This is a genomic window from Devosia sp. (genome assembly GCF_041917035.1).
Classification (GTDB): domain Bacteria; phylum Pseudomonadota; class Alphaproteobacteria; order Rhizobiales; family Devosiaceae; genus Devosia_A.
This window is the reverse complement of the sequence record NZ_JAYRYM010000086.1, coordinates 1-14,114: the sequence shown is the minus strand read 5'-3', so window position 1 is coordinate 14,114 and position 14,114 is coordinate 1. Positions and strand designations below refer to the sequence as shown.

General features: G+C 68.2%; 10 protein-coding genes and 1 pseudogene. 9 read left to right on the top strand and 2 right to left on the bottom strand.

What is annotated here, in order from left to right; all coding sequences use genetic code 11:
* The 7 genes from ACE3TU_RS10830 to ACE3TU_RS10800 all read left to right on the top strand — a co-directional run.
* A partial coding sequence (locus tag ACE3TU_RS10830) for an ABC transporter permease (RefSeq protein ID WP_374623938.1) occupies window positions 1–892 on the top strand: 892 nt, incomplete at its 5' end.
* A complete protein-coding gene (locus ACE3TU_RS10825; protein WP_374623935.1) occupies window positions 892–1,791 on the top strand; it encodes a carbohydrate ABC transporter permease in 900 nt (299 codons plus the stop codon). The genes ACE3TU_RS10830 and ACE3TU_RS10825, both read left to right, overlap by 1 nt.
* A gap of 39 nt (window positions 1,792–1,830) precedes the next feature.
* Window positions 1,831–3,261: an extracellular solute-binding protein gene (locus tag ACE3TU_RS10820; RefSeq protein ID WP_374623932.1), complete on the top strand. Its 1,431-nt coding sequence runs from the start codon at window positions 1,831–1,833 to the stop codon at window positions 3,259–3,261.
* A 156-nt stretch (window positions 3,262–3,417) separates the two neighbouring features.
* Window positions 3,418–4,590 (top strand): ADP-ribosylglycohydrolase family protein, encoded by a 1,173-nt coding sequence (locus ACE3TU_RS10815; RefSeq protein ID WP_374623929.1) that lies wholly within the window; start codon window positions 3,418–3,420, stop codon window positions 4,588–4,590.
* A gap of 86 nt (window positions 4,591–4,676) precedes the next feature.
* The gene (locus ACE3TU_RS10810; RefSeq protein WP_374623926.1) at window positions 4,677–6,797 is read left to right on the top strand and encodes an ADP-ribosylglycohydrolase family protein; all 2,121 of its coding nucleotides are present in this window, start codon (window positions 4,677–4,679) and stop codon (window positions 6,795–6,797) included.
* 163 nt (window positions 6,798–6,960) lie between these two features.
* Window positions 6,961–8,145, top strand: a complete 1,185-nt coding sequence (locus ACE3TU_RS10805; protein WP_374623923.1) for a CaiB/BaiF CoA transferase family protein — start codon at window positions 6,961–6,963, stop codon at window positions 8,143–8,145.
* Complete coding sequence (locus ACE3TU_RS10800) at window positions 8,145–9,020, top strand: CoA ester lyase (RefSeq protein WP_374623920.1); 876 nt, start codon at window positions 8,145–8,147, stop codon at window positions 9,018–9,020. The genes ACE3TU_RS10805 and ACE3TU_RS10800 overlap by 1 nt, the downstream gene beginning before the upstream one ends.
* Here ACE3TU_RS10800 and ACE3TU_RS10795 read toward each other — a convergent pair.
* A complete protein-coding gene (locus tag ACE3TU_RS10795; protein WP_374623916.1) occupies window positions 8,957–10,741 on the bottom strand; it encodes a putative bifunctional diguanylate cyclase/phosphodiesterase in 1,785 nt (594 codons plus the stop codon). The two genes, ACE3TU_RS10800 and ACE3TU_RS10795, sit on opposite strands and share 64 nt — an antisense overlap.
* Before the next feature lie 160 nt (window positions 10,742–10,901).
* The gene (locus ACE3TU_RS10790) at window positions 10,902–11,768 is read right to left on the bottom strand and encodes a helix-turn-helix domain-containing protein (protein WP_374623913.1); all 867 of its coding nucleotides are present in this window, start codon (window positions 11,766–11,768) and stop codon (window positions 10,902–10,904) included.
* Between the two features lie 87 nt (window positions 11,769–11,855).
* On the opposite strand from ACE3TU_RS10790, the gene ACE3TU_RS10785 reads away from it, so the two are divergent.
* Window positions 11,856–13,310 carry an alpha-glucosidase/alpha-galactosidase gene (locus tag ACE3TU_RS10785; RefSeq protein ID WP_374623910.1) on the top strand — a complete coding sequence of 485 codons (1,455 nt, stop codon included), beginning with the start codon at window positions 11,856–11,858 and terminating at the stop codon, window positions 13,308–13,310.
* Between the two features lie 71 nt (window positions 13,311–13,381).
* A pseudogene (locus ACE3TU_RS10780) lies at window positions 13,382–14,114 on the top strand (hypothetical protein); the annotation flags it as partial.

The following is a 14,114-nucleotide window of genomic DNA, read 5'->3' as shown; positions in this document are numbered from 1 at the left end:
CCGCCTGCTCCCCGCCGCCCGCCGCTGGTGGCCCTACTACCTGATGATGGCCCCCGGCATCCTGTTCTTCGTCGTCTGGCACTACTTCCCGATCTGGGAGGCCAAGATGGCGTTCGAGCAGGTTCGCATCATCCCGCCCAACATCTGGGTAGGGCTGAAGAACTTCCAGGTCCTGTTCGCCTCGCCGATCTTCTACCAGGTGCTGGCCAACACGCTGATCATCTCGGCGATGAAGATCCTCTTCGTCTTCCCCGTGCCGATCATCGTCGCCCTGCTGCTCAACGAGATCCGCAGCGGCAAGCTGCGCGGCGCCATCCAGTCGGCGATCTACCTGCCGCACTTCCTCTCCTGGGTGGTGATCGCGGGCGTCTTCATCGCGCTGCTGTCGCCCACCGACGGCGCGGTGAACCAGATCCAGCAGGCGCTCGGCTTTCCCGCCGTCAGCTACATGACCAATACCGGCACCATCCGCTGGGTGCTGGTCATCTCCGAAATCTGGCGCTCCGCCGGCTGGGACAGCCTGCTCTACCTCGCCGCCATCTTCGCCATCGACCAGCAGCTCTACGAGGCGGCCGAGATGGATGGCGCCAACCGCTGGCAGAAGGTCTGGCACGTCACCATCCCGGGGATCGTGCCGACCATCGCGACGCTCTTCATCCTCAACATGGGCATGTTCCTGTCGGCTGACCTCAACCAGGTCATCAACATGCAGAACGACGTCAACGCCTCCACCATCGATATCCTCGACACCTACGTCTACCGCATGGGGCTGTCGACGGGGGAATATGCGCTGGCGACGGCGGCCGGCCTGTTCAAGGCCGTCATCGGCATGATCCTCGTCGTCACCTCGCACCTCGTCAGCAAGAAGCTGACCGGCAAGGGGGTGTGGTGATGGTCCATTCCCTGCGCCGCACGCCGCTCGAGCGGCTGGAATACGCGCTGATCGTCTCCTCGTTGCTGCTGCTGGTCGTCTTTACCCTGCAGCCGCTGCTCAACCTGCTGGCGCTCTCCTTCTCCGATCCGGCCAGGGTCCCCGGTTTCTCCGGTCTCTCGATCCTCCCCGACGGCTTCTCGCTCGATGTCTGGGCGCTGCTGCTGCAGCACCCCAACGTGCAGCGCGGCCTGTTCAACTCCATCTGGATGACGGCGACCAGCGTCGCCATCGGCGTCATGGGCACCGCGCTGATGGCCTGGGGTCTGTCGCGCCCCGAACTGCCGGGTCGCCGCATCATCTTCCTCATGGTGCTGGTCACCATCGTCTTCGAGCCCGGCATCATCCCCGACTACTTCCTGATGAAGCGGCTCGGGCTGCTCAATACGCCCTGGGCGGTGATCCTCTACAAGGCGATCAGCGCCTGGTACCTGATCATCCTCGTCCGCTTCTTCGAGGAAATCCCCAAGGAACTGCTCGAGGCCGCCGAACTCGACGGCGCCAATCCCTTCCAGACCTTCTTCATGGTCGTGCTGCCTCTGGCGCGGCCGGCGCTCGCCACCATCGCGCTGTTCTACTTCGTGCTGCACTGGAACGAGTTCTTCCGCTCGATGATCTACCTCAACGATCAGACCAAGTGGCCACTGCAGGTGGTGCTCCGGCAGTTCGTCATCGAGGGCGACAAGATCGCCATTGTCGGCGCCACCAACGCCAACAACAATATCGGGCTGGCCCAGATCAACATCCGGGCGCTCAAGGCCGGCATGATCTTCATCACCATCCTGCCGGTCCTCGCCATCTATCCGCTCATCCTCAAGTACTTCACCAAGGGCACCATGACCGGTGCGCTGAAGGGATGACGCGTCACGCCTGAACGAAAGCACAAGGGAGGAAACACCATGCTTCGCAGACTGCTGCTCGCCACCACCGCCGTGGCAATCATCGGCGCCCTGGCCGTCCCGGCCATGGCCCAGACCACGCTCCGTCTCGTCAGCAAGGATCTGCTGACCACCAACCCCGACGACATGAAGGAGATCGAGGCCATCGAGGCGGCTCTCAAGGCCAAGGGCCTGGACATCGACATCCAGACCGTCGATCTGCCCGGCGGCACCTCAGCCTATGTCGAGGCGCTCGGCGTCATGCTGCTCTCGGGTGATATCCCGGACATCATCTACTTCCAGGGCGGCGACCAGAAGATGGCCGAGCAGGGCATTCTGGAGGACCTGACCCCCTGGATCGAGAAATCCGAAAACGTCAAGGCGGCGCTCTGGCCGCACAATGTCGATCGCCTGGCGAACTACCCCTACCTGCTCTACGTCTATCCGCCGCGCGCCCCGCAGCCGGTGATGCGCAAGGACTGGCTGGACAAGCTCGGTCTCGCGCCGCCGACCACGGTCGAGGAATACGAGGCCCTGTTCCAGGCCATCCACGATGCCGATCTCGACGGCGACGGCACGGCCGGCAACACGCTCGGCCTAACCGGCTTTGGCAACACCAACGAGCTCGACTCGATCTTCAACCAGGCCTTCGGCGTCACCGGCACCTGGATGAAGAACGCCGAGGGCCAGTGGGTCAACGCCCGCGTCACCGACGCCGAGAAGGCCAAGATCGCCTTCTATGCGGGCCTCGCCGCCAAGGGGCTCTACGACAAGGAATATGTCACCAACACCTTCGACGTGAAGGAAGACAAGTTCTACACCGGCAAGGCCGGGGTGATCTTCGGCTCCTCGCCGGAAGTCGTCGACATCTATTCGGGCAAGATGCGCCAGGCCCATCCGGGCGAGGACATCACGCTCGCCCTGCTGCCGATTCCCTCGGGTCCGGGCGGCAAGGGCCTCGCCGCCGTGGATGTCGCCAAGGAGTCCCGCGGCTGGGCCGTCTCCTCGCTCTCCGAGCACAAGGAGCAGGCCTTCGCCGTGCTCGACTTCATGACGTCCAAGCAGGGCCAGGACATCGACCGCATGGGCTTTGAGGGCACCCAGTACACCGTCGATGCCAGCGGCAAGGTGACCTTCACCGAGGCCATCTCCACCTGGTACGCACGCTTCTTCAACGCCGCTAACTGGGCCCCGCCGACCCCGCTGCTGAGCCCGACGGCCCAGGCGGCGCTCGACACCATCAAGGCGAACTTCGTGGCCGACAACTCCTTCGTCTGGCCCGCCGAGTACGCCGCCGATGTCGATGCCGCCGAGCAGGTCTATCGCTCCTGGGTGGCGCGCTTCATCACCGGCGAGGCCAGCCTCGACCAGTGGGACCAGTTCGTCAGCGAGTACAACGCTGCCGGCGGGGCCCGCATGGCCGAGTATGCCCGCACCCGGCTGAACGGCTGAGGCCGGAACGCTCGGTACGCTCGCCCCGCACCTCCCGCGGGGCGAGGGTGCCGCTCCCCTGCCGGTGGCGCCCCGGTGTCGAACCACCGGCAGGGACCTCCCCTCGCGAGGCCGCGAGGGAAGCAGTCCGGCGCCGTGAACTTGAGGTCGTCCTTTATGCCCAGCTCCTTCACCGGCCGAGTCCGCGCCATGCTGCACGGCATCGCCCTCGGCGACGCGCTCGGCGCGCCCGTCGAAAAGCTCTCGGCCGCCGAGATTCGCGCCCGCTACGGCCGCGTCACCTCGCTTGCCGCGCGCTGGCACAAGATGGACCTGCCGCCCGCCGAGCGGAACCATCGCGTGCGCGGCAATGGCATCGTCACCGACGATACGCTGATGACGCTCGCCCTGATCGATGTCTATGCCGAGGCCGGACGCCATCTCGATGCCTGGGACATGGCCTCGGCCATGGTGCGCCAGCTGGCCTGGACGCCGCGCTGGATTCCCGAGATGCAGCGCGAGGCGATGCTGCTCGATCGCGTCTTCTATCCCGAAAAGTGGATCTACCAGCGGCACCAGCTGGCCGGCTGCGACCCCCGCCAGGGCGGCATCGGCAACATGGTCAACTGCGGCGCCGCCATGTACATCGCTCCTGTCGGGGTGGTGAACGCCTGCGACCCGCGCGCCGCCTACGACGAGGCCATCGCCTTCGCCTCCGGCCACCAGGAGAGCTACGGGCTCGAGGCCGCCGGCGTTCTCGCTGCCGCCATCGCCCAGGCCTTCGTTCCGGGCGCTGGCATCGAGTCCGTCCTCGAGACCGTCCTTTCCCTCGCCAAGGACGGCACCCGTCGGGCCATCGCCGACATTGCCGAGGCAGCGCTGGCGCTCCGCCGCACGGGTGCCGAGCATGCCGCCGTGGTAGCCCGCTTCCACACCATCCTCGCGCCCTATTCGGCCATGGGCGACGACGTCAACCACGCCGCCCACAAGGCCGGCCTCGCTACCGAGGCCTATCGCCCCTCGCGCCTGCGCTCCATCGAGGAGCTGCCGCTGGCGCTCGGCTTCGCCCTCCTCAGCGACGGAGATTTCCGCCGCACCATCGAGGACGGCATCAATTCCGGCCGCGACACCGACTCGATCGGCGTCATGGCCGGCGCCATCCTCGGCGCCCTGCATGGCGAAAGCGTCGTCTCCGAGGATGACCGGCAACTCCTCGACGCCGCCAATCGCTTCGATCTGACGGCGGCCGCCGACCGGTTCGCGGCGGTTGCGGCGGCGATCATGCGGCACGACCAGGACCTGCTGGAGGCCCGTACCCGCAACCGGCAGGCACTGGCGAGGGCCCCATGACCCGGGACACGGGCACCGCCTGACCCTTCCCACGGGGAAGGTGAAAGGGCCCCGGGGCCGAGGACAAATTGCAGAACGAGACCGAAATGCTCACCACCACCGAAATCTTCGATCGCATCTATTCCGGCTTCCTCGGCAAGGCCATCGGCGTGCGCCTCGGCGCGCCGGTCGAGCCCACCATCTGGAGCTACCAGCGCATCCGCGACACCTATGGCGAGGTCACGCAGTACCTGCGCGATTTCAAGAACTTCGCCGCCGATGACGATACCAACGGCCCCGTCTACTTCATCCGCGCGCTGCGCGACTACGGACTTGCCGCCACCGCCGCCGATGTCGGCCGCACCTGGCTCAACTACGCCGCCGAGGAGCACGGGATGTACTGGTGGGGCGGCTTCGGCAACTCCACCGAGCACACCGCCTACAAGAACCTCAGGGCCGGCATTCCGGCCCCGCAATCGGGCTCCATCGCCCAGAACGGCACCACCGTGGCCGAGCAGATTGGCGGCCAGATCTTCATTGACAGCTGGGGCTGGGTGAACCCCGGCAATCCCGAACGCGCCGCGCGCATGTCGGCCATGGCGGCCTCCGTCGCCCATGATGGCGATGGCCTCAACGGCGCCCGCTTCTGTGCCGCCGCCATCGCCCAGGCCTTTGTGGCAAAATCCATCGACGAGATCGTCGAGACCGGCCTTTCGACCATCGATCCTGCCTCGACCTATGCCCGCGTCGCCCGCGCCGTCATCGCCTTCCACAAGGCCAACCCCGCCGACTGGCGCGCCTGCCGCGACATGCTTGCTGCCGAGTGGGGCTACGATCGCTATCCGGGCGTCTGCCACATCATCCCCAATGCCGGGGTGACCATCATGGCCATCCTCTATGGCGGCGGCGACCTGCCGCGCACCGCCGAGATCGCGACCATGGCCGGGTGGGATACTGACTGCAACGCCGGAAACGCCGGCGCCATCGTCGGGACGTTCCAGGGGGTGCAGCCGGGCTGGGACAGGTACCGCAAGCCGATCAACGATTTCATCGTCGCTTCCGGCGTCATCGGCACGCTCAACGTCGTCGACGTTCCGAGCTTTGCCCGCGAGCTCGCCGTCCTCGCGCTGCGCCTCGATGGCCGCGAGCCACCGGCGCTCTGGATCGAGGATTTCGAGCGCCGCGGCGTCCGTTTCGATTTCGACGCGCCCGGCGCAACCCACGGCTTCCGCACCGAGCCCTTCAACCAGATCGCCGTCAAGGCCGCGACGGACCGGCAGGGGCCGAACTCGCGCGGTGCGCTCGAAGTGCTGCTCGACCGGCTCGAGCGCGGCACGGGGCAGGGGGCGGTCGGCGACTCGGCGGGCCGCGTCTTCTGGAAGCCCTTCTACCGGCGTGCCGATTTCGACGACGAGCGCTACCGCCCGATGTTCACCCCGCTCGCCGATGCCGGGCAGGTGGTGAGGTTCAAGCTCCAGCTCGACCCCTGGAACGGCGACGGTAACCTGCGCGTCGCGCCCTATGTCCGCCGTGCCATTTCGGGCGAGATCGTCGAGACCGGGGCCTGGCATGTCCCGAGTTCGACCGGCTGGCAGGACTACGAGTTCACCATCCCCGAAGGTGACGAAGCCATCGACGAGATCGGCGTGCTGGTCGAGTATTTCGGCCGCCTGAAGTTTCTCGGCCGCCTGTTCCTCTGCGAGTTCTCGGTCTCCGGGGCCGGGCATCTCTCCATCGATCCCGCGCTCGAGAAGCCGGAATGGGGCGGCATCACCCGCTTCACCTGGAACCGTGGCCACTGGAGCCTGCAGGATCGCGTCATCCACGCCCACACCGCCGAGGACGCCGACGCCTGGACCGGCAACGCCTACCTGCGCGATCTGACGGTGACCGCCGACCTCACCCCGCTCGCCGGCACCTCGCACCTCGTCGCCGCCCGCGTCCAGGGCACCAGCCGCTTCTACGCCGCCGGGTTCGAGAACGGCGAGGCCGTGATCATCCGGCAGGACCACGGCACGACGGTGCTGGCGCGGACGCCCTTCCCGATCATGCCGGGCGAGGCACACAAGCTGGCGCTGACCGTCGTCGGCGACAAACTGACCCTCGCCGTCGACGGCAAGAACGTGCTCCCGGCAACCGACAGCCGGTTCCGCTACGGCATGGCCGGCCTGCGCATGGCCTCGGCCGGGCGGATGACCGTGTCGCGGCTGGAAGTGGTCGAGCTGTGATGTTCGAGCTCTTGGCACCCCCCTCCCCAACCCTCCCCGCAAAGGGGAGGGTGCCTGCCGGTGCCTGGCGCACGACCTTGCCTCACACTCGATCGGCACCTCCCCCCTTGCGGGGGAGGTTGGGAGGGGGGAAGCCACGCGCTGGGTCTCTCGGCGTGCCCTCATGACCTCCATCCCCTTCACCCCCGCACTCACCGGCCCGCTCGCCGGCATCCGCGTCGTCGATCTCTCCCGCCTTGTCGCCGGCAACATGCTGAGCCTCCAGCTCGCCGATTTCGGCGCCGACGTGATCAAGGTCGAGCCGCCACAGGGCGATCCGCTCCGGGAGTGGCGCGACGACGGGCACTCGCTCTACTGGAAGACCTACGGCCGCAACAAACGCTCGGTCATGCTCAACCTGCGCGAGGCCGCGCACATGGCCGCGCTGAAGGCCCTGCTCGCCACCGCCGACGTCTTCATCGAGAACTTCCGCCCCGGCACGCTCGAGGAGATGGGCCTCGCACCCGAAACCCTGCTCGCCGCCAATCCCGACCTCGTCATCGTCCGCATCTCCGGCTTCGGCCAGACCGGCCCCTACGCGCAATTCCCCGGCTTTGGCACCCTCGTCGAGGCGATGAGCGGTTTCGCCTACCGCACCGGCTTTCCCGATCGCGAGCCGGTGCTGCCGCCGCTGGCGCTGGCCGACATGATTGCCGGGGTCTACGGCGCCAACGCCACGGTGATGGCGCTGTTCGCGCGGCTTCGCGGGCTGTCCCGCGGGCAGGTGATCGACCTCAGCCTGCTCGAGCCGATGTACTCCGTCCTCGGCCCGGAAGCGGCGATCTACGCGGTCACCGGCAAGGTCAAGGAACGCTCGGGCTCCGCCTCCAACACCGCCTCGCCGCGCAATGTCTATCGCTGCGCCGACGGTCGCTACGTCGCCCTGTCCGGTTCCACCCCGCAGGTCGCCCGCCGCATCTTCGAGATCATCGGCAGGCCCGAGATGAACGACGATCCGCGCTTTGCCAGCAACTCCGCCCGCGTGGAGCACCGCGATCTCGTCGATGCCGCGGTCGGCGCCTGGTTCGCCCGCCACACCCACGACGAGGCGCTCGCCATCATGCGCGACGCCGGCGCCACCGTCGGCCCGATCTACTCGATCGCCGACATCGCCGCCGACCCCCATTTCCGCGAGCGCGGCATCGTCGTCGATGTCGAGGATGCCGAGTTCGGCAGCCTTCCGGTCCACAACGTGGTGCCCCGCCTCTCGGCTACCCCGGGCGTCTTCCGTCGTCCCGCCCCGGCGCTCGGGGAGCACACGGCCGAGGTCCTCGCCGAGGCCGGCATCGATCCGGCCACGGTGCGGTGATGCGGCTCCGCTCGCTCCTCTACGTTCCGGCCCACTCGGCACGCTTCCTTGCCAAGGCGCACGAGCGTGGCGCCGACGCCATCATCCTCGATCTCGAGGACGCCGTCCCGGAAGCCGACAAGGACGTCGCCCGCGCGGGCCTTTCCGCCGCGGTTCCGGCCGTCGGCCGCAACGGAGCCGCGGCCTTTGTCCGCGTCAACGCCGGCCCGCGCCAGGCCGCCGATGCTTTGACCGCCTGCCGCGCCGGGGCCATCGGGCTGGTCATCCCGAAGGCCGCCGATCCGGCCGCGCTGACCGCACTTTCAGCGGCTCTGTCGGTCGAGGAGCAGCGGCTCGGGCGTCCGGCCATGTCCTTCATCCTGCTCGTCGAGGATCCGGCAGCGCTGCTCGATGCGCGGATGCTGGCGCGACAGCCGCGCGTGCTGGCCCTCGCACTCGGCAGCGAGGATTTCGCGCTGGCCCTCGGGGCGGACCCCCGGCCCGACGTGCTGCGTCATCCCAAGCTGCTGCTTCACTACGCGGCCAAGGCCGAGGGTCGCATGTCTCTGGGGCTGCTGCGCTCGATCGCCGACTACACCGACCTCGACGCGCTCGCGGCCGCTGCAAGCGAGGCAAGGGCGCATGGTTTCGATGGTGCGACCTGCGTTCATCCTTCGGCCGTCGCGGCGCTCAATCAGGCCTTTGCGCCCACCGATGCCGAGCGCGACTGGGCGGCGCGGGTGCTCTCCCGGGCCGCACGCGAGACCGGCGCCTTTGCCTTCGAGGGGCGCATGGTGGACGCCCCGGTGCTGGCGCGGGCGCGCCGGATCGTTCAGCCCGCCGCGGACGAGAGCGCCACGAGGCCCTCGAGCGAAAGCGGTTCGGACAGCAGGTAGCCCTGCAGTTCGGCGCAGCCGTGCTGGTCCAGAAACGCCCGCTGCGCCTCCGTCGCCACTCCCTCGGCCGTGACCGTCATCCTGAGGGCCCGCCCCAGTCCGATGATGGTCTGCACGATGGCGTCCGCTTCCGCCGATTGCCCCAGCTGCTCGACGAAGGAGCGGTCGACCTTCAGTTTGTCGACATTGTAGCGCCGCAGGTAGTTGAGCGAAGAATAGCCGGTGCCGAAATCGTCGAGGGCCAGGCTTACGCCGGCGCCGCGCAACTGCTGCAGTCCCGCCGCGGTGACCTCGGTCGTCTCCAGCAGCACACCCTCGGTGATCTCGAGCTGCAGCCGCTCTGGCGCAATCCCGTGTTCCGCCAGCCCGGTGAGAATGCGCGACACGAAACCGGGGCTGCGCAGTTCGACCGGAGACACGTTGATCGCCACCCAGGGCAGCTTGGTCGACTTCAGCGTCCGGCAAGCCTGTCTGAAGGTCCACGCCCCCAGGCGGTCGATCAGGCCGCGTTCCTCGGCCACCGGCACGAACAGCTCCGGCGACAGCAGGCCGCGTGTCGGGTGCCGCCAGCGCACCAGCGCCTCCGCCCCGACGATCCGTTGACCGTCCCCTGAAAAGACCGGCTGGTACTCGAGCAGCAGCTGGCTGTCCGCGTCCAGCGCCTGACGCAGGTCCTGCTCGATGGCGCGACGCGTCTCGACCTTGGCCGCCATCTGCGGCCGGAACACCTGCCAGCGGCCGCGGCCCAGTGCCTTGGCCTCATAGAGCGCGATATCGGCTTCGCGCAACAGCTGATCGGAGCTCGACCCCGGCCGCCATGACGCCACCCCGATGCTGGCGCCGACGAAGGCGGCATCGCTGCCGAGGTCGAATTGTGCCTGCAGGTTCTGCAACACGGCGTCGCAGGTTACCGCAACCGCCGGCGCCGCCGGACCGGTGAGCAGGACCGCGAACTCGTCGCCGCCCAGCCGTGCCACCATGCCGGCGGATCCGATCAGGCAGGACAGGCGCTGGCCGACCTGCCGGATCAGGTCGTCCCCGGCGACGTGTCCGAGCGTGTCATTGACGTGCTTGAAGCGATCGAGGTCAATCAGCAGCAGCGTGGGCGGCACGCCCTCTGCGGCACCGGCCGCGCCCTTGAGCATCTCGCGCTCGAACTTGGCCCGGTTCGGCAGCCCGGTCAGGGCGTCGTGGTAGGCGAGGAAGTGGATGCGCTCCTCGGCCTGCCGGCGCTCGGTGATGTCGCGCGCGATTCCCACCAGACCGGTTACCGCGCCGTCCGGACCACGCAGCGGTATCTTCGATGTCGAGAGCCAGCGGCGCGTGCCGTCCGGGCGCACCACGTATTCCTCGATGTCCAGCATCGGCAGTCCCGTCCGCAGCACCGCGCTGTCGTCGGCGAAGAACTTGCCGGCGACTTCGGCCGGGTGCAGGTCCAGGTCGGTCTTGCCGATCAGCGCGGCCGGATCGGCATGGCCGAGGTCGGTGGCAACCGCCGCATTCGCAACGACGAAGCAGCACCTGGCATCCTTGACGAACAGATAGTCCGGCACCTCGTTGAGGACGGCGAGCAGCCAGGCTCGCTCCTCCTGCCACTGCTGCTGCTGCGCGATCATCTCGGCGAGCTGCTGCTGCAGCCGGTCATTGGCCGCGATCAGCGGTCCGAGGCGGTCGACCGCGTTCAGCGTCGGGGTCCGCGCGGTCGATGGCGTTGCGCTCATGCTTCGGTTCCGCTCGATCGGTCGCACCGATCCTGCCGTGCGCAGTGTCGCGCGTTCGAGCAAACGATACGTGAAGGCAGCGCCGAGAATCGTATTCAGCCTCGCAAGCAGAAGTGCTGAGCCGGCCGGCGCCGCGAAACGACTGACTCGGGAACCGGGCTCAACTGTGTTCGGCGGCGCTCCGCCGAAACTCGCCGGGCGATTGACCGTACTGCCGGCGGAAGGCCTTGGCGAAGTAGTTGGCATTGGCGAACCCGGCGGCGCTGGCAATGCTGGTGATCGGCCGGTCGGTGGCCAGCAGCAGACGAGTCGCCAGTGCCATGCGCTGCTGCAGCACGAATTCCGACGGACTGCGGCCCATCTCGACGCTGAAGCGTCGTACGAAATGGGCTCGACTGAGTCCCGCGACACGCGCCAGGCGATCGACATCGAGCGGCTGATCGAGGTGTCCGAGGATGAACCCGCGGGTTCGCGCCATTGCCGGAGCCATCTGCTCGGCGTCCGGCCTGACCGGTTCGAAGCTGCCGTCGTAGAGCGCCATCAGGGCGAGGTACGCGAGGCCGGATGCGAGGCCGCTGCTCGGCTCGGGCGCCTGCAGCAGCCCGACGCAGGCGGCGGCCATCTGGTCGATCGCCGCCGCGGGCGGCGACAGGACCGGTCCGCGGCTGTCGAGCACCGCCTTTACCAGTCGCAGGGACTCCCGGCCATTCGCCCCGATCCAGAAATACTCCCAGCTCCGGCCGCGATCGAGCCAGTAGCGGTTGGCATGGGGGAAGCTCAGCACCATCGTCGATCCTGGCAGCAGCGCATGCCGCACGCCCGCATAGTCGAGTTCGCCCCGCCCCGCGATGGTGTGCTGCACCACGACGAACGGCGCGTCGCCGCGCTTGAGCCCTTCCCAGCTGTAGACCTCGTTGGCCCGCTTCTCGAAACCGGCGCCTGTGGCCATCACATGCAGCCCGACCGGGCCGCGCGGCGGCTGCACGGCGCGCACGGCGTGGCCGTGGGCCATCAGGTCGGACAGCATGGAATTACCCGGGTGCGCACGACATTTCTCTACACCGTCCGACCGTGCAGCCGCTAGACCTCATGGGCCAACGGGGGAGAACAAGGCATGTCGTTCAAGGTCGCGATCATCGGCGCAGGCTCGGTCGGGTTCACCATGACCCTGATTTCGGACCTCCTGAAGGTCCCGGAATTCGCCGCGGTCGAGTTCGCGCTGACCGACATCAACCCGCACAATCTCGACATGATCCGGCAGATCATCGAGTCGATCGTCTCGGTCAACAGGCTGCCGGCCCGGGTCACTGCCACCACCGACCGCCGCGCCGCCATCACCGGGGCGCGCTACATCATGAGCTGCGTCCGCGTCGGCGGCCTCGAGGCTTTCGCCACCGACATCTCGGTGCCGCTGAAATACGGCGTCGATCAGTGCGTCGGCGACACCATCTGCGCCGGCGGCATCCTCTACGGTCAACGCAACATCCCGGTGATCCTCGATTTCTGCAGGGACATCCGCGAGGTCGCCGAACCCGGTGCGCTGTTCCTCAACTATGCCAACCCGATGGCGATGAACACCTGGGCCGCCCTTGAGCATGGCGGTGTCAACACCGTCGGGCTCTGCCACGGCGTGCAGCACGGCGCGCACCAGATCGCCCAGGTGCTGGGCGTCGAGGACAGCGAGCTGGACTACGTGTGCTCCGGCATCAACCACCAGACCTGGTACATCGACATCCGCGCCAAGGGCCGCAAGGTCGAGACGGACGAGCTGATCGCCGGCTTCGAAAAGCACCCCGTCTATTCGAAGCAGGAAAAGGTCCGCATCGACGTGCTGAAGCGCTTCGGCGTCTATTCCACCGAGAGCAATGGCCACCTCTCCGAGTACCTGCCCTGGTACCGCAAGCGCCCCGAGGAGATCGGCCGCTGGATCGACATGAGCGACTGGATCCATGGCGAGACAGGCGGCTATCTGCGCTATTCGACCGAGCGTCGGAACTGGTTCGAGACCGACTTCCCAAGGTTCAAGGCCGAGGCGGTCAAGCCGCTCGGCGAGTACCGGCGCACCACCGAGCATGCCAGCTACATCATCGAGGCGCTCGAGACCGGGCGCACCTATCGCGGCCACTTCAACGTCCGCAACAATGGCGTGATCCGGAATCTGCCCGCCGACGCGATCATCGAGAGCCCCGGCTTTGTCGATCGCTTCGGCATCAACATGGTCGAAGGCATCGAACTGCCCATCGCCTGTGCCGCCACCTGCTCGGTTTCCGTGTCGGTGCAGCGCATGAGCGTTGCCGCGGCGATGAGCGGCGATCTCGACATGCTCAAGCTCGCTGTGCTGCACGATCCGCTGGTCGGCGCCATCTGCACGCCCGACGAGGTCTGGCAGATGGTCGACGAGATGGTGGTCGCCCAGGCGCAGTGGCTGCCGCAATATGCCGGTGCCATCGAGGGGGCGAAGGCGCGCTTGGCGCGCGGCACCGTCAAGACCCGCGACTGGCAGGGTGCCGCCCGCAAGACCGTCCGCTCGGTCGAGGAACTGCGCGAGATGAAGGGGGCGCACCACTAGCGCGGCATTCGACCCGGTCTGGCAGCGGAAGCGTTAACCTCCGTTAACCCGAAGCGGTGCAGGATGGCGGCATGCCCGATGTCGCCGCCCTGCTTGCTCAACTGGCTAATGGTTCGGCGCAGCCATCGTCCGATCCGGCGCTGGCGGCGATTCGGCTGGCCCGCGCCAGCCTCGATGCGCTGGTGCTGCGCATGGGCGAGTCGATCGAGGCGAGGGTCGTGGGCCAGCTGGCCGGTGGACTGACGCAGCTGGCTTCCGGCGACGAGGCCTTCGTGCTGAAGCTGCCCGCGCCGCTGCCGACCGGGATCGCCGTCACCATCCGGACGCAACCTTTGCCGGACGGGCGGCCCGCCGTCTCCGTGCGACTTGCGGCGCCGCTGCCCGCCCCGGCTCCGACCGGCGGCCCGGCGACTCCGCTTCCGGCCAACCTCCTCGCGGCCGGTCCGTCCGTCCCCGCACCGGCCGCCGCGACCGTGCCGGTGTCGCTGCCGCAGCCGGTCGAGCCGGCGCCGGTGTCGATCACCTCGCTGCGTCCCGCTCCTGTCCTGCCGGCCCGCCCCGTGTCGGTCGCGGCGCCGCCGGCAGCGGTCGGCCCTCCGGTCGCCCCGCCCGCCATGCCGGCGCAGGGCGCTGCACGGCCCGTCGTCGCGACCGCACAACTGTCCATTCCGCTCGGAACAGCACCCCTCGCCGTCGCCGCCCCGGCGGTCGCGCCCGCGGCGCTGCCGGCGGCCGCCCTCACCGCGCCGGCGCCTGCGGCGCCCGAGTCGATCCGGCCAGCGGCGACCTCGGCATCCGCGCCCG

Coding starts and splice junctions, on each gene's coding strand:
- ACE3TU_RS10825 (WP_374623935.1), top strand. CDS start 892: ATGGTCCATTCCCTGCGCCGCACGCCGCTCGAGCGGCTGGAATACGCG.
- ACE3TU_RS10820 (WP_374623932.1), top strand. CDS start 1,831: ATGCTTCGCAGACTGCTGCTCGCCACCACCGCCGTGGCAATCATCGGC.
- ACE3TU_RS10815 (WP_374623929.1), top strand. CDS start 3,418: ATGCCCAGCTCCTTCACCGGCCGAGTCCGCGCCATGCTGCACGGCATC.
- ACE3TU_RS10810 (WP_374623926.1), top strand. CDS start 4,677: ATGCTCACCACCACCGAAATCTTCGATCGCATCTATTCCGGCTTCCTC.
- ACE3TU_RS10805 (WP_374623923.1), top strand. CDS start 6,961: ATGACCTCCATCCCCTTCACCCCCGCACTCACCGGCCCGCTCGCCGGC.
- ACE3TU_RS10800 (WP_374623920.1), top strand. CDS start 8,145: ATGCGGCTCCGCTCGCTCCTCTACGTTCCGGCCCACTCGGCACGCTTC.
- ACE3TU_RS10795 (WP_374623916.1), bottom strand. CDS start 10,741: ATGAGCGCAACGCCATCGACCGCGCGGACCCCGACGCTGAACGCGGTC.
- ACE3TU_RS10790 (WP_374623913.1), bottom strand. CDS start 11,768: ATGCTGTCCGACCTGATGGCCCACGGCCACGCCGTGCGCGCCGTGCAG.
- ACE3TU_RS10785 (WP_374623910.1), top strand. CDS start 11,856: ATGTCGTTCAAGGTCGCGATCATCGGCGCAGGCTCGGTCGGGTTCACC.